The 20,293-nt window shown below is 43.8% G+C and carries 19 protein-coding genes; 11 read left to right on the top strand and 8 right to left on the bottom strand.

Annotated elements, in window-relative coordinates; all coding sequences use genetic code 11:
* Positions 1-4: 4 nt before the first annotated feature.
* Genes ACYVRH_RS07300 through rplM form a run of 3 tightly spaced genes read right to left on the bottom strand, consistent with a single transcriptional unit; the run spans position 5 to position 1,302 of the window.
* Entirely contained in the window at positions 5-466 is a 462-nt protein-coding gene (locus tag ACYVRH_RS07300) for a regulatory protein RecX (protein ID WP_461256274.1), read from the bottom strand.
* A 2-nt stretch (positions 467-468) separates the two neighbouring features.
* On the bottom strand, positions 469-861 hold the full coding sequence (rpsI, locus tag ACYVRH_RS07295; RefSeq protein ID WP_461256273.1) for a 30S ribosomal protein S9: 393 nt from the start codon (positions 859-861) through the stop codon (positions 469-471).
* 12 nt (positions 862-873) lie between these two features.
* Positions 874-1,302 carry a 50S ribosomal protein L13 gene (gene rplM / locus ACYVRH_RS07290; RefSeq protein ID WP_461256272.1) on the bottom strand — a complete coding sequence of 143 codons (429 nt, stop codon included), beginning with the start codon at positions 1,300-1,302 and terminating at the stop codon, positions 874-876.
* A gap of 336 nt (positions 1,303-1,638) precedes the next feature.
* Here rplM and ACYVRH_RS07285 point away from each other — a divergent pair, with 336 nt between their 5' ends.
* The 3 genes from ACYVRH_RS07285 to ACYVRH_RS07275 are packed head-to-tail and all read left to right on the top strand — an operon-like array spanning position 1,639 to position 3,964.
* A complete protein-coding gene (locus tag ACYVRH_RS07285; RefSeq protein WP_461256271.1) occupies positions 1,639-2,730 on the top strand; it encodes an endonuclease/exonuclease/phosphatase family protein in 1,092 nt (363 codons plus the stop codon).
* Positions 2,731-2,758: 28 nt separating this feature from the next.
* Positions 2,759-3,169: an aspartyl protease family protein gene (locus ACYVRH_RS07280; protein ID WP_461256270.1), complete on the top strand. Its 411-nt coding sequence runs from the start codon at positions 2,759-2,761 to the stop codon at positions 3,167-3,169.
* A gap of 60 nt (positions 3,170-3,229) precedes the next feature.
* Positions 3,230-3,964, top strand: coding sequence for a hypothetical protein (locus tag ACYVRH_RS07275; protein ID WP_461256269.1), 735 nt, complete (start codon positions 3,230-3,232; stop codon positions 3,962-3,964).
* A 149-nt stretch (positions 3,965-4,113) separates the two neighbouring features.
* On the opposite strand, the gene ACYVRH_RS07270 is transcribed toward ACYVRH_RS07275, so the two are convergent.
* Positions 4,114-4,710, bottom strand: a complete 597-nt coding sequence (locus ACYVRH_RS07270; RefSeq protein ID WP_461256268.1) for a hypothetical protein — start codon at positions 4,708-4,710, stop codon at positions 4,114-4,116.
* A gap of 377 nt (positions 4,711-5,087) precedes the next feature.
* Here ACYVRH_RS07270 and ACYVRH_RS07265 point away from each other — a divergent pair, with 377 nt between their 5' ends.
* The 5 genes from ACYVRH_RS07265 (at position 5,088) to ACYVRH_RS07245 (ending at position 11,892) form a co-directional block, all read left to right on the top strand.
* Entirely contained in the window at positions 5,088-5,663 is a 576-nt protein-coding gene (locus tag ACYVRH_RS07265) for a hypothetical protein (RefSeq protein ID WP_461256267.1), read from the top strand.
* A gap of 190 nt (positions 5,664-5,853) precedes the next feature.
* Positions 5,854-6,858 carry an AAA family ATPase gene (locus tag ACYVRH_RS07260; protein ID WP_461256266.1) on the top strand — a complete coding sequence of 335 codons (1,005 nt, stop codon included), beginning with the start codon at positions 5,854-5,856 and terminating at the stop codon, positions 6,856-6,858.
* 2 nt (positions 6,859-6,860) lie between these two features.
* The gene (locus ACYVRH_RS07255; protein ID WP_461256265.1) at positions 6,861-8,204 is read left to right on the top strand and encodes a DUF58 domain-containing protein; all 1,344 of its coding nucleotides are present in this window, start codon (positions 6,861-6,863) and stop codon (positions 8,202-8,204) included.
* The gene (locus tag ACYVRH_RS07250) at positions 8,201-10,513 is read left to right on the top strand and encodes a transglutaminase-like domain-containing protein (RefSeq protein ID WP_461256264.1); all 2,313 of its coding nucleotides are present in this window, start codon (positions 8,201-8,203) and stop codon (positions 10,511-10,513) included. Before ACYVRH_RS07255 ends, ACYVRH_RS07250 begins: the two co-directional genes overlap by 4 nt.
* A gap of 41 nt (positions 10,514-10,554) precedes the next feature.
* The gene (locus ACYVRH_RS07245) at positions 10,555-11,892 is read left to right on the top strand and encodes an outer membrane protein assembly factor BamB family protein (protein ID WP_461256263.1); all 1,338 of its coding nucleotides are present in this window, start codon (positions 10,555-10,557) and stop codon (positions 11,890-11,892) included.
* A 58-nt stretch (positions 11,893-11,950) separates the two neighbouring features.
* On the opposite strand, the gene ACYVRH_RS07240 is transcribed toward ACYVRH_RS07245, so the two are convergent.
* Genes ACYVRH_RS07240 through ACYVRH_RS07230 form a run of 3 tightly spaced genes read right to left on the bottom strand, consistent with a single transcriptional unit; the run spans position 11,951 to position 15,744 of the window.
* A complete protein-coding gene (locus tag ACYVRH_RS07240) occupies positions 11,951-13,531 on the bottom strand; it encodes an extracellular solute-binding protein (protein WP_461256262.1) in 1,581 nt (526 codons plus the stop codon).
* Positions 13,532-13,557: 26 nt separating this feature from the next.
* The gene (locus ACYVRH_RS07235) at positions 13,558-14,772 is read right to left on the bottom strand and encodes a carbohydrate ABC transporter permease (protein ID WP_461256261.1); all 1,215 of its coding nucleotides are present in this window, start codon (positions 14,770-14,772) and stop codon (positions 13,558-13,560) included.
* A gap of 9 nt (positions 14,773-14,781) precedes the next feature.
* Positions 14,782-15,744 carry an ABC transporter permease gene (locus ACYVRH_RS07230; protein ID WP_461256260.1) on the bottom strand — a complete coding sequence of 321 codons (963 nt, stop codon included), beginning with the start codon at positions 15,742-15,744 and terminating at the stop codon, positions 14,782-14,784.
* Between the two features lie 89 nt (positions 15,745-15,833).
* Here ACYVRH_RS07230 and ACYVRH_RS07225 point away from each other — a divergent pair, with 89 nt between their 5' ends.
* From ACYVRH_RS07225 to atpC, 3 genes are all read left to right on the top strand, one after another.
* Complete coding sequence (locus tag ACYVRH_RS07225; RefSeq protein WP_461256259.1) at positions 15,834-17,180, top strand: GH1 family beta-glucosidase; 1,347 nt, start codon at positions 15,834-15,836, stop codon at positions 17,178-17,180.
* Positions 17,181-17,376: 196 nt separating this feature from the next.
* The gene (atpD, locus tag ACYVRH_RS07220) at positions 17,377-18,768 is read left to right on the top strand and encodes a F0F1 ATP synthase subunit beta (RefSeq protein ID WP_461256258.1); all 1,392 of its coding nucleotides are present in this window, start codon (positions 17,377-17,379) and stop codon (positions 18,766-18,768) included.
* On the top strand, positions 18,768-19,181 hold the full coding sequence (gene atpC, locus ACYVRH_RS07215) for an ATP synthase F1 subunit epsilon (protein ID WP_461256257.1): 414 nt from the start codon (positions 18,768-18,770) through the stop codon (positions 19,179-19,181). The genes atpD and atpC overlap by 1 nt, the downstream gene beginning before the upstream one ends.
* A 3-nt stretch (positions 19,182-19,184) precedes the next feature.
* Here the strand turns inward: atpC and ACYVRH_RS07210 are convergent, their stop codons facing one another.
* Positions 19,185-20,255 (bottom strand): uroporphyrinogen decarboxylase family protein, encoded by a 1,071-nt coding sequence (locus ACYVRH_RS07210; protein ID WP_461256256.1) that lies wholly within the window; start codon positions 20,253-20,255, stop codon positions 19,185-19,187.
* Positions 20,256-20,293 lie beyond the last annotated feature (38 nt).

Raw genomic sequence — 20,293 nt, 5'->3', positions numbered from 1 at the left:
GATACTATTCCTCTCCTAAAAACCGATTAATCGCCGCCCTCGAAAACCCTTCGTTCTTTAGCAAATGCTTCAGTAAGCGCGGCTCTCCTTTTGCTTTTCGTGAGTATTTTTTCGCAAACCGCGCGAGCAGGGCAAATTCCGTATCTTCGTCCAACACGTTTTTTATAGCGGCTTGAGCGTCATCGTGGTCTATGCCACGCGCGCACAGGGAAGACAGAAGGCGGCGGGGACTGCGGGGCAGGCGAAGGCGGGATTCAAGCCACAGGCGGGAAAAACGGTTGTCGTCTAGAAGTTTTAATTCTGTAAGTTTTGAAATTACTTCGCCGATGCAGGCTGAGTCGAAACCGCGTTTTTCCAGTTTGCGGGTAAGCCCGCCTGTGCATTGTTCCGCCCTTGCGATTAAACGCAGAGCGGCTTTTTCCGCGCGCAGATAGGGAGTAACTTCGTTGTTTTCGCTTTCTTCCAAAATTAGCGTTTGGAGAACTGGAAGCGTCTGCGGGCGCCCGGGCGACCGTATTTCTTGCGCTCAACCATTCGCGGGTCACGGGTAAGGTAGCCGTTGCTGCGGAGGCTTGCGTAATTGGTGTGATCCACCTGGCATAAAGCCCGCGCAAGACCATGTCTGCATGCGCCCGCCTGCCCATTGTTGCCGCCACCGTAAACGTTGATTAAAACGTCGTACTTGTTTTCACTGGCGGTTACCATAAGGGGCTGGCGAACCATCTGAACATGTTCTCCCAGGGAGAAATATTGGGATAAATCCTTGCCGTTAATGGTGACTTTTCCGCTTCCATCCCGAACATAAACACGCGCTACGGATGTTTTTCTTCTTCCGGTACCTATTCCAAGATTCTTAATCATATTTTTTCCTTTTTACGCCTCAATCGGCTCAGGTTTTTGGCTGCTGTGCGGATGATCCGTTCCGGCGTAAATCTTCGCATTTTTCGCCATTTTTCTGCCTAACGGACCTTTTGGCAACATTCCTTTAATAGCCAGTTCAAGCGGCTTTGTCGGATGCCGTTCTATTACCTTCTCAAAGGTGTTGGCTTTAAGTCCGCCCGGGAAACCAGAGTGGCGGTAATACATCTTTTGATCGGCTTTTCTTCCGGTTACAACGATTTTATCCGCGTTAATAACTACGACAAAATCCCCAATTTCCTGATGGGGTACGAAATTCGGCTTGTTTTTTCCCCGGACAATGGACGCGACCTTAGCCGCCACCCTGCCCAGAACTTTCCCATTTGCGTCGATAATATACCATTTTCGTTCTACCGACGCGGGTTTTGCAAATACTGTCTTCATAATCAATAACCTTCTATCACCTTTAAAATCTTATTTGTAACGGGAATTTAAGCGTATAAAAAAAACAAAATTGTGTCAAGTATAATTTGACGTTCCGGCCTGATGTTCGGACTTTTTAGCAAAAAAAATCGATTTTTTTTGCTTTTTCGGTCAAGCAAAATGAGTAAAAACCTGCGGTTTTTACTTTAGAAGTTTTGCGCCCTCCCGCTAGGGTACAAGATTGGCGCAGTACTAAGAGGCGCAAAACTTCAGGCTTTTTTTAAAATTTTTTCAATTTCGGTCAAGCAAAATGAGTACTTCGCACCCATATAGGGTAAATCTTTCTTGGAGGTTGTTATGAAAAAACATCACTTTTTGTTGGCTTTTGTTTTGGCTTTGTCCGCCTGCTCGGTTTCCGAGCCGGGGACGGCGGTAACAAAAGATACGGGTATCATTACCATTATGACGTGGAATATCAATAATTTATTTGATGGCGCGGATAATGGCTTTGAATACGATGAATTCCTGCAATCGGCGGGCTGGTCGTCAGAAAAGTACAAGGGCAGGATTAATACCATCTCTGACGCGATTGGCAGATTAAATCCCCAGCCGGATATCCTGATGTTTCAGGAAATCGAGTCACTTGTAATCCTTGAAGACCTTGCTCATTCACTGCCAAATGCGTATTCATGGTGTCATTTTGCCAATAATCACGGATCGGCGATAGGGTTGGGAATAATAAGCCGTCTGCCGCTGACTGAGACAAAAACCCATTCCATTACCATTGACGGTGAAACTACGCCCCGCCCCGTTCTTGAGGTTAGGGTTCAAACGGAACAAGGCGATTTTATCTTATTTGTCTGCCACTGGAAGTCCAAACTCGGCGGTGATGACGCTACGGAAAATGTCCGCAGATCTTCGGTCAGGGTAATTTTGCGCCGTATTCGGGAAATTAGCGAGACTGAGCCGGAAACAGGCTTTATTATCGCCGGGGATTTAAATGAAAATTATGATGAGTTTTACAGGCAGTCGGCAAGCTCAATCTGCGCCCTTATCCCCGATGACTCGTATTGCGTTAAATTGTCCAATGTGAATGTTAAGGGGCAAAAAGACTTTTTAGTTATCACCGGGAACAAACCCCCTGAACCGGTTCATTTCCCGCAGGGGTCAATTACATTATTCGACCCATGGTTGAGCGATTTGGAGAACGGCTCTTATTTCTATAAACACAACTGGGAAACCATCGATCATTTTTTGATTTCGGGGCATTTTTTTAACAATACGGGTTGGGAATATGAAAAGGTAATAATCGGTAATTTTGAACCGTTTACCAATTCCAGCGGGGTTCCGGTTTCATATAACGCAAAGACCGGGTTGGGTATGAGCGATCATCTGCCATTAATACTTACGATAAAGTTATTGGGAGATAGTCAATTATATGCCGATTAAGGTATAATATTAATATGAGGAGAAAAACATGGGAGAAGTATTTGCGGAAATAACCGTTAAAAACGCGGGTGACATTGCTCTTGCTCACGCGGGGCATATTGCCGAAAACAATGTCCGTTCCGTAACATTAAAAGCCATAGTCGATACCGGAGCTACGACACTGGTAATTAATGAGGAAATATTCAAACAATTAGGCTTGTCCGAAATAAAAACGCGCAACATCAATGTAGCGGGAGGCGGAAAGGTATTATGTAAAGTTACCGATCCCGTGTATATTTACTGTAAAGATCGATTTGCTTCGGTTAATGCGGTAGTAATGCCTGAAGGCAAAACGCTTCTTGGCGTAATACCGCTAGAATTCATGGACTTAATGGTTGATCCTGTCAATCGTGAACTGATCGGCGTTCATGGAGACGAAGCATTATTAATGGCGATGTAACAAAAGTATTTTGTGTGTTATGCGTAATTGCGTGTAACGTATTAATAGTAGGAGGAAAAAATGCCGGTTAAAACAACAGTAAAAAAGACTATGCGGACAAAAAGTCCTAAGACTAAAAACTCGAAAATTGTCAAAAGGCCAGTCAAAAAATCGTCTAAAAAGGTAACATGGGACGATATACAGGAAGGTTTTAAAGAAATTGAAAAAGTCCAAAAAGAAGCATGGGCGGCAATACGGGAAACCCAACAAGCCCATAAAGAAACAGAAAAAGCCATACAAGAAACCCAACAAGCCCATAAAGAAACAGAAAAAGCCATACAAGAAACCCAACAAGCCCACAAAGAAACGGAAAAAGCCATAAAGGAAACCCAAATAAACATCGGAGGTCTTAACAGAACATTAGGCTCTATTGTCGAACATATTTTAACCCCCGCTCTTCCTCAAAAATTTAAAAAGCTCGGCTATTCCTTTAATCGCATATCCATGTATAAATTTTCTGAAGGCGTATGGGCGCAAATTGATGGTATGCTTGAAAACGGCGAACTTGCAATAGCGGTAGAAGTAAAAGCCACCCTTCGTAATGCGGATATAGACAACCACCTTGTACGCATGGAAAAAATAAAAAAATTCGCCGATGAACACGGCGACAAACGCCAATTCATGGGAGCGATGGCTTCTACTATTACAGACGATTCCAACAGAAACTATGCTTTAAAAAAAGGGCTTTTTGTAATTGAACCAAGCGGCGAAGATGTCAGGGTTTTTAAGCCGGAGGGGGAACCGAGGGTTTGGTAGAATGAGAAGTTATTAGTGGGTAGTATATAGTAGTTAGGCGTAAAATGTGGCTACGCAAAACCTTGCAGGGGGCGAAGCCCGAACAAGGTTTTGCGTATTTTTACCGGCCTGTTATGGGCAGATTTGCGCTTTTGCCGGTATATTTCTATTTAATACTGAAAGCAAAGCGCCATAGACGCTTTCTGATTAGAAAAAGCCACAACATCAGCATATTCTGTTTTTTGTGAAGATTTTGCTCTATCATTTAATTTATTTGCCAATGAATCAAATTCAACTTCGGATAAATTATTAAAAGACCTCACCGCAGAAATAAGTTCTTTTTTAGACAAGGCGTTTAATTTTTTTATTGAAGAGGCGACTTCAGTTTGAGGTAGAGCTTTAATAGTCTTAACCAAAAAAGCGCGTTTTTCTTTAGGCAGAGAATTTATTTTTTCAGTTAAAGAATTCCTTTCCGTTTCAGGCAGAGAGTTTATTATTTCCATTACCGAATTATAATCAGTTAAATTATTATGTTCCGCACTAGCTAAGTAGATTCCCGTTTCATTGGGAGGTTCGGCTTCAGCAAATCCCCCCCATAGAAAGATGACTATTACCGCTATACCACAAAGGATTAATAAAGTATTATCCACAATTCTGCCGAAATCCTCAAGACTCGTACCCCTCCAAAACTCAGCACAACTGCTAAAACTATTTGCGAGCATTACCAAAACCAAAATCATCGCAATTTTTCCAGCTATTTTTTTCATAAAAAACTCCTTGATAAAAAGCCTATTTACAACGCCGACGGCGTATTTTATGTCCTTCCGCAATGCGGTAACATAATCAAAATTCTAATGCAGAAAACTTATTTGTATATATGCCAAAAGGCCTATTTTGCAAAAAAAGCCCTAAATTCATATATGCCAAAAGGCCTATGTCTACATTTTTATACATAACCTCCGCATGTCCCAGAAGATGAGCTGTCAGAGTTCATCAAATTCTACACCGAAAAAACTGTCTCTGCCGCTTCCGATGCAGTTGTCCGTTCTATTGATGAACTTCGTAAACAGTATATTGACTAAATATTTGTTACTTAAAATATTTTATCATTGCCCATTATCATTTTTTCAGATATGATAAATTAATGACTTCTGAGCAACGCCGTCTGAACGCAGAAAAGTCTTTTACCATTGCCTCTGCTCTTTTCCCCAGTGAAGAATGGATACCTAAAGAAAATAATATTTGGGTTGCGAAAAGCCGCTTAATTGAAGAATACAAAGAGCCTATGAAGTGGGAAAGGGAGATGTCTCAAGTGCGAATTTTGACCGATAAGGGGAGTGTCGCGGTCTTTTTGCCTGAAAAATTTACCGAAGGGGAAGCGGGATTGAGATGTGCAGATACTGTGATTGACGGCGAAATTGTAGAATTGAAAACTGTTACAGGAACTAGGGCAACATTAAGTAAAGACTTTAAGAAAGGGTACAAACAGGGAGCATCATTAATAAAAAACCATGCTAATATACAGAGTCATTCTGTTTTTATCCGTTTATTTTCTGATTTATCGGTAGAAAGCGTTAAAGCGAAAATAGCTGGAGAACTCAAGATGCGATATGACGAGGGGAATTTTATTTGCTTCTTTGAGATCAGCGCGGAACTGTACCAATGGAAATATAGTGAATTAAGGGCAATGATTAATAAAAAATCACCCGGCCTCGTATAAACGGAGCCGGGTTCGGCAGAGGGGGCTACTATGCCGCCTCCTCATGTGGCTGGCGAACAAGGCTTTTCGGACTAATCCGCTGCCGCCTTATCCAGTGGCAGGTTCCTTTTCAGGAACACTCATAATATAATACTTTTTGGCTAATTTGTCAATACCTTTTCACTTCCCTCAATATACGCTACCATTAATCATGGAATCAAAAATACAAGAATCAATCGAATTATTGATAAACCACATCAAGCAGTTAATATCTGTAGATGCCAAAAAATTGGAGTATATTATTGCCGCTCAAATAGCGGGCGGCCATGTAATTCTGGCGGATTCGCACGGGGTGGGGAAAACTTCCCTCGCGCGGGCATTGGCGCAGTCTATCAAATGGCGACCGGAGGATTTAGCGGCGAAAAGCAGCGCGAAAAAAAACAGCGCGAATAATGACGATGTTAAAATGGAAGGGTTTAGCCGTATCCAGTGTACCGTTGATCTTCTTCCTCAGGACATACTTGGGTTTAACCGTTTCATCGGGCACTCGGGAGAAATGATTTTTAACAAAGGGCCTGTGTTCGCGCACTTTGTGTTATGTGACGAGATTAACCTGCTTACGCCGAAAACGCAGGGAAGTTTTTTTCAGGTGATGGAAGAACAGAGCGTAACTATCGAGGGGAAATTGTACCGATTGACCGACCCGTTTTTTATCATCGCTACGATGAATTTAAAAGGTGTTCATTTATTCCCCCTGCCCGCGCCCCAGCTTGACCGTTTTATGATTCGCCTATCCCTGGGCTACCCAAGCGAAGAAGATGAAACTGAAATTATTAACAGGCACGGCAAAATTGACGCGTGGGACAGTTTTACAAGCGTCATAGACAGCGCAGATTTAATACGCTGGAAAAAAATGGTGGACACCGTGCAGATGCACCCCGATGTTACTTCCTATCTTGTAAATTGCGTCCGTCAAACAAGGGTTCATCCCGACATTGAAAGCCCCGCAAGTCCGAGGGCGGGCGTGCGCATCTCGCGGCTGGCGCGTTCTCTCGCTCTTTGCCGCGGTATGGACTATGTTCCAGTCGATATAATTAAGGAAATATTTATACATTCAATGGCGCACCGAATAATTACCCGCGATCCTTCCATACCGCCGGAAGCGCCGTTGGAAAATATCCTAAACACAGTCCCTGTCGAGCCGAAACGGGGTTAGCCGTGGTTTCACTTATCCGGCCATTTACGCCTGTCAGCGGCGCTGTTCTTATTATCGCCCTTGCCGGATTGATCCGCTCGCTTCTTAACCGCAATTCTTATGAAATAGTCCTTGCGTCTTTTGCGCTGCTCTTTCTGCTAATTCTTGGCATTTTCGGCGCGTGGAAATCGCGCAAATTAAAATTGATGGAACCGGGCTGGAAGCCGCCTGTCCCGATGACAGCTAACGTGGCGGACGATGAGCGTCAGCGTATGACTGAAAGTCATACGGTTGTGACGGGTCTTGACGCTGCTATCCCTCTTTTTTTCCGCCTGCACTTTTATATCAGCGGTAAATTTTTTCCCGGCGGGGCTACTGGAGCGAAAAAAGGCTGCACTTTGTCGCTTGAGACTGCAATCCCGCGCGGAGAGACGACGATGCAAATACCGTTTGATTTTCCCATGTCGGGAATTTTTCAGGGGGACGGTTTTTGTAAGTTGCGCGACATTTTCGGCTTTTTTGCTTTTCCTTGCGGGCAGATAAGACATTCAACAGTGAATGTCAGGTGCGCTCCTTGCTTTGGAAAAAAAATAGCCATTAACGCGCAGTCTGGAGCGGAGGACCAGCGCAACAAACCTTCCGCCGATGTCGAGCGCTATTACCAGAGGGAATATACTCCCGGAGACCGTTTGCGCGACATTAACTGGAAAAGTTCGGATAAAATTGACGCGCTTATAACGCGAATCTCTACGGATAATCAGGAAAAGGTAAGCCGTATAGAAGTGCATTTTCGCAATTTTGGTTACGAGGACGGTAATCTTCAAGCACTGTGGCTTTTAGACCGCGCAAAAGCGAGGCTTTCGTATTTTCTCCGCAGTCTTTTAGAGCAGAATTCTTCTTTTATATTTGATGTTCACAGCGCGGGTAAAAATTGGGAAATAGAGGATCAGGATGATCTTGACGCTTTTTTTGAAGAGCTTGCCTGTCTATCCTTTGTGCCTCCGCAAAATGAAACCGCGCTTCAATCCGGCGCGGGAGACATGTACGTTTTTTCCACCGCCTGCGATCTTATGCTGCCTTCTTTTCTCCTTTCCTGTAACCCAAGGCCTGTAACTCTTTTCTTGACTCAACCGGGAGATTCAACCGCCAATTATGCTGAAAAAACGCAAACAAGTTCAAAGGATTCATCTGGTTCACGGAATAAAAAAGCAAAAACCAATAAAGAAAATTTTGAAGTGCTACATATTCATGATTTTGTTTCAAAAGGCTTTTATCCTCCTTCACGCTGGTTTACAAAACAGAAATTAAAGCCGTTAAATATTCAAGCGGAAAAAATTGAAATGTTTTACGCGGAGATAAAGATATGAAAAAATCTTTAATCATTTTATTTTGCTTAAGGTTATTTTTCTACTTTAGCGTAATCGCGTTGATATTGATTCATCCGGGAGTTACTGTTTCTTTCGATCGTATCGGCATTGTACAGTGGTTTTTAATTATTCCGCTAATGGCAGTGCTTGCTTTTATTCCCGATAAAAAAATTAAACGCCGTACAAGGGCGATTCTTTCTACTTCGCTATTATTGTTGCTTTCAGTAACTGCGGGAGGATTAAATTTCAACGCGCTTGCGCCGCTCGCGGCGGGAGTTGTAAGTTTTACGCTTACTTATTTATTGTTTAACCGGGGGCCTATTTTTTCAAGGCTGGCAAAAATTGCCGCGATTGAACCGTTTTTTTTGGCGTGGGTGGGATTGCGTCTTCTGTCACTTTCGCGCTCCGGTGAGGATATTGCCGGGCAGAGTATCGCTCTTACGCAATTCATGCTGGTCTGGACGGCGGCAGTTTTTCTTTTTCACAATGTGGTTATTTATTTGTGCCTGTATCCTGAAAGCAGAATCAAGGCGTGGAAAGAGGGGCTTGTTTTTTCTCTGTCGGCGTTAGCAGTATTGATTGTTACGCTGTTTGTTCTGCCCGCCGATTTTGTCCGTAATGCCGTAATTACAAATTTAACCTCGGAACGAATACCGCAAAAAATTCCTCAGTCCGATTCTGATCGCGGTCTTCCGCAAAGAGGCAAGGGCAGAAGAACCCGGCCAAAAGGCGAAGGCAAAGGCGAATTACGCGGAATGTCAGAACATGATTGGCCGGGCAGGGGAGACGATGGTTCCGGACAAAGACGCCAATATATGGTGATGGTTGTCGCTACTGACAGAGAACCGGTTTACATGGGAAACGTATTCAGAGGGCAGCTTGATCCGGTTAAAGGGTTTCTTGCTAATCAAAATGAACCGTTAAATGATTTGGCGAACCAGCGTTTTTTTGTTACATGGTTCAGTAAAGATCAGGAGCATGACATTGGCAGGGCAAAGCAGGAAGTTTTTTCGCTTTCAACTCTGCATCAAAAATATTTACCGTACCGCCCCATATCTATCGATCCTGTAATTTTAAGCGATGATACAGGCCCTCTTCGTTACATTCATCAGGTGGTGTCAAATACGCACCTTGGCGATCCTCTTCTGCTTGTTCACGAAAAATCGCGTCCTTTTACCGCATTTGAAAAATCCGCGCTTGCCCCATATCTTGAAATTCCGCTTGATGAAGACGAGAAAAAGCTATTTGAAGAATATTTGCATAACGCGTTTTTATTGTGGCAGTCTAACAGGAATAATATTATTAACGGCGATCCTTATTTAAGTTCAATATTTTCAAATCAGACTGAAAATGATCAATCGGTAAAGGGCGAAGGCGGCAATGAACAACTGGAAAATATTATCGCTTTACTTGTCAGTTTTTCAAAGTACCAGTACAATCTTAATCCTGACGATGATCATTCCATTGCCGTGTTAAAAGATTTTATTACAAATTCCAATGAAGGGGATTGCGTGGAGTTTTCCAATACTCTCGCCCTTCTTGGAAGATTAGCGGGTATTCCTTCCCGCGTCGTTACCGGTTATCTTGTAGCTGAAAATCTGCAAACAGAAGCTCATATTCGCGGACTTGCCGTTTTACGCAACAAACTTCCCGTTCTGCAACAATTCCCTTTTGATAATTTATTCATGGTTACAAATCTCCACTCTCATTCATGGACGCAATTTTTCATTCCCGATTACGGCTGGCTGGATTTTGAATCCACCGCCTTCTCCATGCCTCCTATGGGCATGGGCGATTTTAACAATTGGGACGTAGTTATCCCCCTCTTTGACGACCAGCAAACTTTTTCTAATGTAAAAAAATTCCCGTGGCGGGCGGTAGGCAAGGCGATTATCAATCTGGCAATCTTTGCCCTAATCTGCGCCTACGCTCTCCGTTACGGACGCGAGCTAATACTTTACATTAATTCCCGCCGCGAAAGCCGCGACATTCGAAGCAGAACGCGCTCCTTATACCTGCTTCTCCTTGCCCGCCTTGCAGCGGACGGACAGCCAATTAAACCCGCGTCAAAAACCGCCGCCGAGTATTCGCAGTTATTCCGCGGTAAAGAAGACGCCTCCTGTTTCAAACCGTTTGCTAACATCTACTCCGAACTCCGTTGGCGGCAATTCGACAACCCCGCGGAAATGGAAACCCGTTTTGAGAAACTCAAAAATGAGTACCAAGAAATCCTAAACGCCACCCGCAGAAAAGGACTACACCGCTGGATTATTAGAATAATCAGTTTGAGAGGCTTAGCCTATTTATGAAAAATCTAATAATTCCCTATCAGCAGAGGACAAGACTATTTATGAAAAGAAAAAATATTATGTACAATAACTCAGTATTCAACTGCTGTGTGTGGCGGGGAATGCCTTATATGCCGAGTTTCCTCCGAGGCAGAGAAGGCATTCCCCGCCACACACAGCAGTTGCTTAGCGTATTAATGTTCATAATTGTTTTTACTTTTTTAACACTAAACTCTTGTTCGCGCACAAATGATTGGGTGCAATTTCGCGGCGAAGAGGGCAGGGGGGTGAGCAATTCCCGCATCACTCCTCCGTTGGGTATCCGCTGGAAAATAAAACTTCAATCTGGCAATGAAAAAATACGCGCGTTAAACCCGCCCATCGTCATGGGTGATACGATTTATTTCGGCTCCGATGACGGTAATTTTTACGCGTTGGATGTGGAAAGCGGTTATATGCGTTGGGTTTTTAAAAGCGGCGCGGAAATTAATTCAATACCGTCTTCGGATAAAGATAATATTTATTTTGGCAGTAAGGACGGAAAACTCTACGCGCTGTCGTGTGAAACAGGGCAGGTGATTTGGACTTTTCAGGCGGAAAGCCAAATCAATTCGCAGGTGCAAAGATATGGGGACTATATCATTTTTGTAGGAGACGCGGATGCCGTTTATTTTCTTTCCCCGCAGGGCGAGGAAAAATTCAGGATCAAAAATCCGGGCTGGTATAATTATTCATTCCTTGTGACTGATGACATAATGTATATGGGCACAGGCCCTGTAGTGGAGTTGGTCGGTCCGTATAATATAAAAGAAAGGAAGTTCCTGTGGTTTTTGGATTATCATGAGATGGACGCTATCTGGTATTCATTTACCGCAATTCGGGGTGACCTATTGTACTTGGGAACGGCGTCTGTCGCTATGGATACTACATACCTCGGATACCATGCGTTTAACCGCCATACGGGGGAATTGGTCTGGCGGAAATATCAGGAGGGTAAATTATTCCTTAGAGGTTATAATGATGTTTGGGAATATTTTTTAAGAAATTTAGATATTTTAGATTTTATGTCTCCCGCCGTATGGAAAGACTTTGTTATTTTTACAGGCGGCGACAATACGGCCCGCGCATTTGACGCAAAAACAGGAGATTTACGCTGGGAGAAAATATTTGATTCGCCTGTAAGTTCCGCGCCAACCATCGCGTCGGGGCGGGTTTACTTCGGGCTTATGGGAGATAATTATTCTCCGCCTAAGTTGATCTGTATTTCCGCAAGAGACGGCAGACTTCTTTGGCAAATGGAAACCGAAGGTTCAATCCTGTCCGCGCCGGTTATTGCGGGTAAAAGAGTCATTTTTGGCACTGATAAAAGCGTATTTTATGTGTTGGAACGGGTTTTTTAACTACATATGTATAAAAAAGCCTGACTTTCGTCAGGCTTTTTGCTTTTATTTATTAGTTTTATTTAGTTTTTGGATACAGAGAACTTCTTTCATCTAAAACTTCCTGCCCTCCGGCTTTAAGCCACTCTTTAATTCCATTATCCCAGATGCGGTTAAATTCCGCAGGCTTTGCCGTTATTGCCAGCGCGAGGAGGTCATCGGCTTTTTCACGCAAGTCGCCTGAATATTGATTAATTTTTGTAACCGCTTGCCAAATTGCCGGTCCGCGAGCGTTAGTGGTAGCGGCAATGTAAGCGTTTAAAATAACATCAGGTGATATGGTGCCGTAACTTAAACCTACTACTCTTGCGTTTTTCTCCTCACTGCCCAATTCAATGCCGTTTATGGGTATTGTCATATCAATATTGTTTGGTGAATTCATAAACCATGGGTGCTGAGGAGGGGTAGCGATAGTCTGGGGAAGGCCGTTTACCATTTTATGATTTACGCCTTCATTGCCAATCTGCAAGAAATTAAAATTTTCAGGTATCGAAATCCAGTTAAGATATTTAAGGGCTGAGTCTTTATTTGGGGAGAAAGAAGGAATGAAAATCCTAAATCCGGCTTTATCAGTTAATTCTTTATTGTTGGTAATGACAATCGGAACAAAATCCGCGCCCGGCACATTCTTGCGCAGTTCAACCAGAACATTCGTATCTGTTCTGTAAATGGCATCCCAGTTTTGGCACATAGCGCCTACAACGCCGCTCTTTTGTTGATTGGTAAAATCGTCAGTGGTTGTCATTAACGGGAAATCCTTAAAAATGAGACCTTCGTTGTACCATCTATTCATTTCCTGTACGCCCCTTTTGTAACCCGGCATCAAGAGAAAACGATCCGCAATGAAATAAACCCAGCGATCCCTGTCGGATAATTTGGGATCCATGAAATTATTAATAAAGTCTGCAAGCCCCCAGCGGATATCATGATTTACGCCAAGGGGTACAACTTTGTTTTTGCCGACATTACCCGGATCGCGGTCACGGAACGCTTTTAACGCCTGATAAAATTGACCTATATCTTTTGGAATAGGCAATCCAAGCTTATCAAGCCAGTCTTTGCGGATAAATATATTCCTTTGAGGAGTAGTTGTGCGATAATTACGAATCGAATAAATTTTTGCTGTCTTAGGGTCCTGATCGCGGTAAATTAATTCCTTGCCGGGAAATGACGGGTCATCACCAAGTAATTTTTTTAAATCGGGCAGGTAAGAATCAATATAAGGCGCTAAATCTAAAATACCGCCCTTATCCCTGAAATCGCTTATCATGTCCAAGTTGTAGGTAAAACAAATATCAGGAGCGCTGCTGGAAGCCATTAAGTTGACAATATCGGTAGTTTCCGACCAGCGGCCTATCGGAATAAAAGTTACGTCAATATTAAGGTCTTTCTTTACCTTTTCCTTAATCCAGTTTGTCCACGCGTTATTATTCGCCGGCGTTCTTCCTCCGTCCGAACCGCGGTCAAAAATTTCCACAGTAAGTTTTCCCGTTACGGGAAGATTTTCAGTTGAAGTCTGCCCGGTGGTATCCTTTTTAGTGCAACCAAAAACCGTTTCTATTAAAAGAACAACGATTAAAACCACTACATTTTTTTTCATACTTTCTCCTCCAAAAAATATTTCATTTACCCCTTTACCGCTCCTATGGTAACGCCCTCAATAAAGTAGTTCTGGAGCCAGGGATAGATTACAAGAATAGGAACAGTCGCAAACATAATTGCGGCCGCCTTAATCGCGTCAGACGCTTTTGGTATATTACCTGCGACCAATTCTACGGTAGTTACGTCAATAGACGACGTATTTTGAATTAACTGCCAAAGCTTTAGCTGAATAGGAACCCATTGCGGCGCTGACTTTATGTATAACAGGGCGTCGGAAAATCCGTTCCAGCGGCCTACGGCGTAGAAAAGCGTAAGAGTAGCCAAAACAGACGCGGACAGCGGAAGGTATATTCGCACCAATACGGTAAACGGATTTGCGCCGTCCAATTCCGCCGACTCGCGCAAACTCTCTGGAATTCCAAAGAAGAAACTGCGAAGGATTATCATGTTAAAGACCGAAAGACAGTTAGGGATAATCAGGACTAACGGGTTATCAAGAAGCCCCATATCTTTCATCAATATGTAATTGGGTATGGTTCCTGCGCTGAAATACATGGTAAATATTATTAACATATTTATGAATGTCTTGCCTTTAATCCAATCATAAGTAAGCGGATATGCGCACAGTATGGTCATTGCAAGAGAAAATAAAGTGCACATAACTGTAAGAATTGCCGTCCACCACATTGATCTTGTAAATGCCGGATCCATAAATACATATTTGTATGATTCCATGGTTATTCCAACTCTGAATTTATCTTTTACGGCTTCTCTTTTGGCAGCCCATTCACTGTAATCTTCGTCCATGGAATTATCATCTGAATAGCCGTAATCATCATCGTCAAAGGCATAAGAGTAATCATCATCGTATGAATAGCCGTAATCATCATCGTAGGCATAAGAGTAATCGTCATCATAGGCATAAGAGTAATCATCATCGTATCCATAAGAGTTATCATCGTAAGTAAGGTTGTTATATGCGTCGTATGGATCGTCATTGCCACTGTCAAAATCGGCGTAACTATTATTCGGTTCAATTTCGGATGTTTCTTCTGCTTCGATGTTTTCCCTGTTAACAACAGGCAAAAAGGACACTCTTCCGTTGATAACCGCGTCGGAACTGCTAAGGGATTGCGCAAGAAGGTTAATCATGGGTAAAATGCAAAGCAATATTACAGCCACACAAATTATTAAAACTATTAAATCGCCTGTACTGGCTTCTTTTCTTTTAGCGTCCATGCTGTCCTCCTACCATATTCCCCGTTCGCCGAATCTCTTTGCAAGAGAGTTCGCCGTTATAAGGAAAATTACGCAAATAATAGATTGGAATAATCCGATTGCCGCAGTTAATGAAAATTGATTTGACAAGATACCTACACGGTAAACAAGAGTGGAAAGAACGTCGGATACGTCTCTTACTACGCGGTTTGCCATAGTATAGGGACGGTCAAATTCAATTCCTAAAATACGTCCAACATTCATAATTAACAGAACTACAATGGTTGGCTTGATTCCCGGCAGTGTAATGTGCCAAAGTTTTCGCAACCGTCCCGCTCCGTCAACTTCTGCGGCCTCGTACAATTCCGGGTTAATTCCAGTAATTGCCGCAAGGTAAATAATTGTTCCCCAGCCCATTTCCTTCCATACTCCGAAGACTATGTAAGTCATAACCCAGTTATTGCTGTTCATCAGGAAGTCGATAGGTTTAACGCCTAAGTTTTCCGTAATGAATATATTAATTACGCCGTTTGTCGGCGCTAAAAGCCTGGTCGCAATGCTGGAAACAATGATCCATGATAAAAAGTGAGGAAGATAAATCATAGTTTGAGTTATTTTTTTAAAAATTTTAAATATTAATTCGTTTAAGAGAAGGGCGAGAATAATCGGGGCAGGAAACCCTACTATTAAGTCCAAGAAATTGAGCGTCAAGGTATTCCGCATGGCAAGCCAAAAATCCTTTCTATTAAAAGCCTGGCTAAACCACTGGAAGCCTACCCATGGTGAACCTTCAGACCATACGCCCTTAAACATATTGTAATCCTTAAAAGCAATTACAATGTTTAACATAGGTATGTACCTGAAAATGATGAAAAACGCTATTGGGAGCGTTAACATCAGATAAAGCATCCATGAACGCCTTGTATAAGTATAAAAATTATTTCCAATCAAGCTGGATGTTGTACTTTTAACCTTATTAACTTTTTCTTTCATTATACTTTTCCTTATTATTTTATGTTATTTTAAATATCAATTATTGTCAAGATGAAAATTTTAGTATTTTATTATACTAGGAGGCAAATATGGAAAAACTCGTTTTCCCGAAAGATTTTATATGGGGTACGGCGACTGCCGCTTATCAGGTTGAAGGCGCGGCGTATGAAGGCGGCAGGGGGGAATGTATTTGGGATACTTTTTCCCGCAAACCGGGCGCTACTTATGCCGGAGAGAACGGAAATGTCGCCTGCGACCAGTATCATCGTTATAAGGAAGATGTTTCGCTTATGGCGGAATTAGGCTTTAAAAGTTACCGTTTTTCCATTGCATGGTCAAGAATCATGCCGGAAGGAAGGGGAATGGTAAACCCTGAGGGGGTTGCCTATTACCGTAACCTCTGCGAAGAACTGCATAAACGCAACATTCACACCTGCGTCACTATTTACCATTGGGATCTGCCTCAAGCATTGGAGGACGAAGGCGGCTGGACTAACCGCGCAATAGTCGATTTATTTGCCGAATACGCAAAAGTATGTTTTAAAGAGTTAGGCGATCTTGTTGATATGTGGATAACGATTAACGAGCCTCTTTGCGTCGCCCACCTTGGGCATTTACACGGCGTACACGCGCCCGGACACGCTGATCCGCGAAAAGCCGCCTCCGCTACTCATCATATAAATATGGCGCACGGCATCGCCGTCAAGGAATACCGCAAAACAGGACTGAAAGCGCCTATAGGGATCACTTGGAACCCCGTTACGCCGCGCCCGGCTACGGCAAGCGAAGCCGATAAAAAAGCCGCCGAATTGTCAAGGGCGGTTAATACGGAAGTTTTTATTTTCCCCTGTCTTGGCAAGGGCTATCCTGAGCGTATCAAAGAAATAAATTACATCCTCCCCGTAAAAGACGGCGACCTTGAATTAATAGCCCAGCCCATTGATTTTATCGGCGTAAATTTTTATTCAGAGTCTCCGGCGGCGGCAGATGAAAAGTCCCCGTTTAAGTTTACAAATAAACCGTTTTGGCAGGATATGACAGGCATGAATTGGCCGTATACCCCCGCCGGCCTTGAGAGGCAGCTTTTATGGATAGCGGAAATTTCAAAAGGCGCATTTGGCAAGGCGGAGATACCGATTTATATTACTGAGAACGGCTGCGCCTACGAGGATACTGTAACCGCTGATGAAAGAATACATGACAGGGAAAGGATTAAGTACCTTAAAGATCATCTTGCAGTTTGCGCGGATGTAATAAAGAGGGGAGTTCCCCTGAAAGGGTATTATGTCTGGTCGCTGTTGGATAATTTTGAATGGTCCTATGGTTACACTAAACGTTTTGGCATAATTTATGTTAATTTTAAGACGTTAAAACGCACTCCCAAAGACAGCGCGTATTTTCTGCGTGACACAATAGCCGGATACGGGGATTTATAAAGGAGTATAGATATGAAAGCATTAACTGAACAAAAGTATTCAAACCCTATCCCCTGCACAAGATATTACGATAAAAGCATGGTAAAAAATAAATAAAATGTGTATGATTAAACAATAAATTATGGTGAGAGGTAAACGGTATTTAACTTGCATCTAATCGCTTAAAAGCGGTCAGATGCCATAAAGGAGGGAAGATATGAATAAGGGTTATATTACGCAGATTATCGGTCCTGTTGTGGATGTGCGTTTTGAGCAGGGGCAGGCTCCGCTTATTTTGAACGCGCTTAAAGTAAAGACCGGCGGCGAGGGGTTTAACCGCGTTGTTACTCTTGAAGTTCTTCAGCATATCGGCGACAACCGCGTGCGCTGTGTCGCGATGTCCGCCGCCGAAGGATTGTCCCGTATGCTTGAGGTTGAGGACACAGGACGGCCAATCAGCGTGCCGGTCGGCAAAGAAGTGTTGGGGCGGATGTTTAGCGTGACAGGCGAACCCATTGACGATAAGGGCGCGTTCAGCGCGGCGCAGTATGATTCAATTCACCGTAACGCCCCTGATTTTAACGAACTGCGTCCGGCGACCGCGCTGCTTGAGACGGGAATAAAAGTAATCGATTTAATCGCGCCTTACGCGAAGGGCGGCAAGATTGGCCTGTTCGGCGGCGCGGGAGTTGGGAAAACAGTCGTTATTATGGAATTAATCCGTAACATAGCGACAGAACACTCAGGCTATTCGGTTTTTGCCGGGGTTGGTGAGCGCTCTCGCGAAGGAGCCGACCTTTGGAAAGAAATGACTGAGAGCGGCGTTATTGAAAAAACAGCGCTTGTTTTCGGACAGATGAACGAGCCTCCCGGAGCGAGAATGAGAGTCGCGCTTGCCGGTCTTACCATGGCGGAACATTTCCGCGATCAGGACAAGCAGGACGTGCTTCTCTTTGTCGATAACATTTTCCGCTTCATTCAGGCGGGCGCGGAAGTTTCCGCCCTTCTTGGACGCATCCCAAGCGCGGTCGGTTATCAGCCGACTCTCGCCAACGAAATGGGCAGTCTTCAAGAGAGAATTGCAAGCACTTCAAAAGGATCGATCACCAGTATTCAAGCGGTTTATGTCCCTGCCGACGATCTTACCGATCCCGCGCCGGCGACAACCTTCGCCCACTTAGACGCGACCACCACGCTGTCGCGCAAAATCGTAGAGTTGGGAATTTATCCCTCTGTCGATCCGCTCGCTTCAAGTTCGCGCATTCTTGATGCGGCAATTGTAGGCGATGAGCACTACAACACCGCCCGTCGCACCCAGCAAATTTTGCAGCGTTACAAAGAATTGCAGGACATAATCGCCATTTTGGGCATGGACGAACTTTCCGAGGAAGACAAACTCACCGTCTCCAGAGCCAGAAAGATTCAGCGTTTTTTCAGCCAGCCGTTTTTTGTCGGGGAAAAATTTACCGGTATTCCAGGGCGTTATGTGCCGGTCAAGGAAACCGTCCGTGGCTTCAAAATGATACTTGACGGCGAATGTGATTCAATCCCCGAGCAGTCCTTTTACATGGCAGGCAACATAGATGACGTTATGGGAAGGCCAAAATAATGCCCGCTCTTTTTAACTTTGAGGTTCACACTCCTCGGCGGCTTTTTTATTCCGGCAAAGTGGAGGCAATCACCCTCGTTCTTGAAGACGGCGAAATTGGAATATACGCAAACCATTCCCCCTTTACCGCGCTCTCCGTTACAGGCATACTCCGCATTAAAGACGACAATGGCAATTGGCGCGCCGCGTTTGTCAGCAGCGGCGTTTTGGAAGTGAAAGAACACAAAAACGTTCTGATGGCAGATAACGCCGAATGGCCGGAAGAAATTGACAAAGAGCGCGCCCTCGAATCCAAACAGCAGGCAGAAGAAGCGCTAAAAAACGTAAAATTAAAATTTAATATTGGCAAAGCAAAAGAAGAACTGCGCCGCGCGGAGTGTAGATTAAAAATTTTAGAGGCAGAAAAAAAATAGTATTTACACCGACATCAATTTGTGCATTTTTTCGCCTAGAGCAACGGCTTCTTCGGGGGTTTTTGTTGATGTTTGAATGAATACGCCCTTGCGTCCGAAAAAGTCAATCAGTTTTTTTGAGTAGGCTGCTAAATCTTCTACGCTTGAAAGCCCGTCATCAAGATGATCCCAGTAAAAATGACGCAGACAGAGGGGAGTTTTTCCCGATACTGCGTCTCGGACTTTTTCCCAATTCTGCACTTGCGGGATAGTGAAATCAAGGCCGCGCAGTCCGGGGATTTCCATCATCGCTTCCGCGACATTGGACACGTCGCCGCAGGAATGTACTACGATACCGTTAAATTCTTTCGCTATCATCGCGTTGTACTTTACTCCAAATTCGCGATACAGGTTAGGTGAAAGAAGCGCGGCGGTATCATCGCTCACGCGGATACCCATCTCTTTTGGCACATACCAAAACTCGTGGCTCACTCCGTAGAGATTTGTTATCCGTTTAAACATTTCTTTAATATAGCCGATAGTCGCTTCCGTGATTTTATCCATAAGCGCGTGAACTTCGTCAGGGTAGACAAGCGTTGCTTCTATGAACGAGGTATATTCCCAAATAAGAGACGCCGTAACAAGCGGGGAGGGAACATTGACGACCCTCAGCGGAATTTTCGATTTGCTTTGCAACGCCTCAACGTGTTTCCAAGCCTGTTCAAAGTAGGGATTGTTTACGGGGTCGGGAATTTTCAGTTTAAAAACGTCATCGACATTTTCCTCACGGATAATGCAGTCAACCCAGGGGTCGGCTTCGTCGTTGACTTTGCATTTGCAGCCAAACGCGCCCGCCACAATGTTGATTCCCTGATTGGGCTTAATGTTGGGGAAACCGTAATCGTAAACGCCTTCCCGCTTTTTGGCGAGATCTTCCGCCCATTCAATTTCCGCATCAGGGTTATTGTAGTATTTTTTTGTTCCCATGTGCATAGGACCAACTTCGATGATAAAAGGTGTCTCGTTCAAATCTTCCATGCGCCAGTTCGCTTCTATCAATTTTTTCTTTGTTTCGATATTTAGTATTTCTGCCATTGTTTTCTCCTATTAGGAGTATAGCATATTAATTGAAA

It is taken from the genome of Treponema sp. R80B11-R83G3, from assembly GCF_054786115.1.
This window is presented reverse-complemented; position numbering and strand designations above follow the sequence as displayed.

Bases quoted from the DNA above. Each gene is read 5' to 3' on its own strand.
- rpsI (WP_461256273.1), bottom strand. From the start codon at position 861: ATGATTAAGAATCTTGGAATAGGTACCGGAAGAAGAAAAACATCCGTA.
- rplM (WP_461256272.1), bottom strand. From the start codon at position 1,302: ATGAAGACAGTATTTGCAAAACCCGCGTCGGTAGAACGAAAATGGTAT.
- ACYVRH_RS07285 (WP_461256271.1), top strand. From the start codon at position 1,639: ATGAAAAAACATCACTTTTTGTTGGCTTTTGTTTTGGCTTTGTCCGCC.
- ACYVRH_RS07280 (WP_461256270.1), top strand. From the start codon at position 2,759: ATGGGAGAAGTATTTGCGGAAATAACCGTTAAAAACGCGGGTGACATT.
- ACYVRH_RS07275 (WP_461256269.1), top strand. From the start codon at position 3,230: ATGCCGGTTAAAACAACAGTAAAAAAGACTATGCGGACAAAAAGTCCT.
- ACYVRH_RS07270 (WP_461256268.1), bottom strand. From the start codon at position 4,710: ATGAAAAAAATAGCTGGAAAAATTGCGATGATTTTGGTTTTGGTAATG.
- ACYVRH_RS07265 (WP_461256267.1), top strand. From the start codon at position 5,088: ATGACTTCTGAGCAACGCCGTCTGAACGCAGAAAAGTCTTTTACCATT.
- ACYVRH_RS07260 (WP_461256266.1), top strand. From the start codon at position 5,854: ATGGAATCAAAAATACAAGAATCAATCGAATTATTGATAAACCACATC.
- ACYVRH_RS07250 (WP_461256264.1), top strand. From the start codon at position 8,201: ATGAAAAAATCTTTAATCATTTTATTTTGCTTAAGGTTATTTTTCTAC.
- ACYVRH_RS07245 (WP_461256263.1), top strand. From the start codon at position 10,555: ATGAAAAGAAAAAATATTATGTACAATAACTCAGTATTCAACTGCTGT.
- ACYVRH_RS07240 (WP_461256262.1), bottom strand. From the start codon at position 13,531: ATGAAAAAAAATGTAGTGGTTTTAATCGTTGTTCTTTTAATAGAAACG.
- ACYVRH_RS07235 (WP_461256261.1), bottom strand. From the start codon at position 14,772: ATGGACGCTAAAAGAAAAGAAGCCAGTACAGGCGATTTAATAGTTTTA.
- ACYVRH_RS07230 (WP_461256260.1), bottom strand. From the start codon at position 15,744: ATGAAAGAAAAAGTTAATAAGGTTAAAAGTACAACATCCAGCTTGATT.
- ACYVRH_RS07225 (WP_461256259.1), top strand. From the start codon at position 15,834: ATGGAAAAACTCGTTTTCCCGAAAGATTTTATATGGGGTACGGCGACT.
- atpD (WP_461256258.1), top strand. From the start codon at position 17,377: ATGAATAAGGGTTATATTACGCAGATTATCGGTCCTGTTGTGGATGTG.
- atpC (WP_461256257.1), top strand. From the start codon at position 18,768: ATGCCCGCTCTTTTTAACTTTGAGGTTCACACTCCTCGGCGGCTTTTT.
- ACYVRH_RS07210 (WP_461256256.1), bottom strand. From the start codon at position 20,255: ATGGCAGAAATACTAAATATCGAAACAAAGAAAAAATTGATAGAAGCG.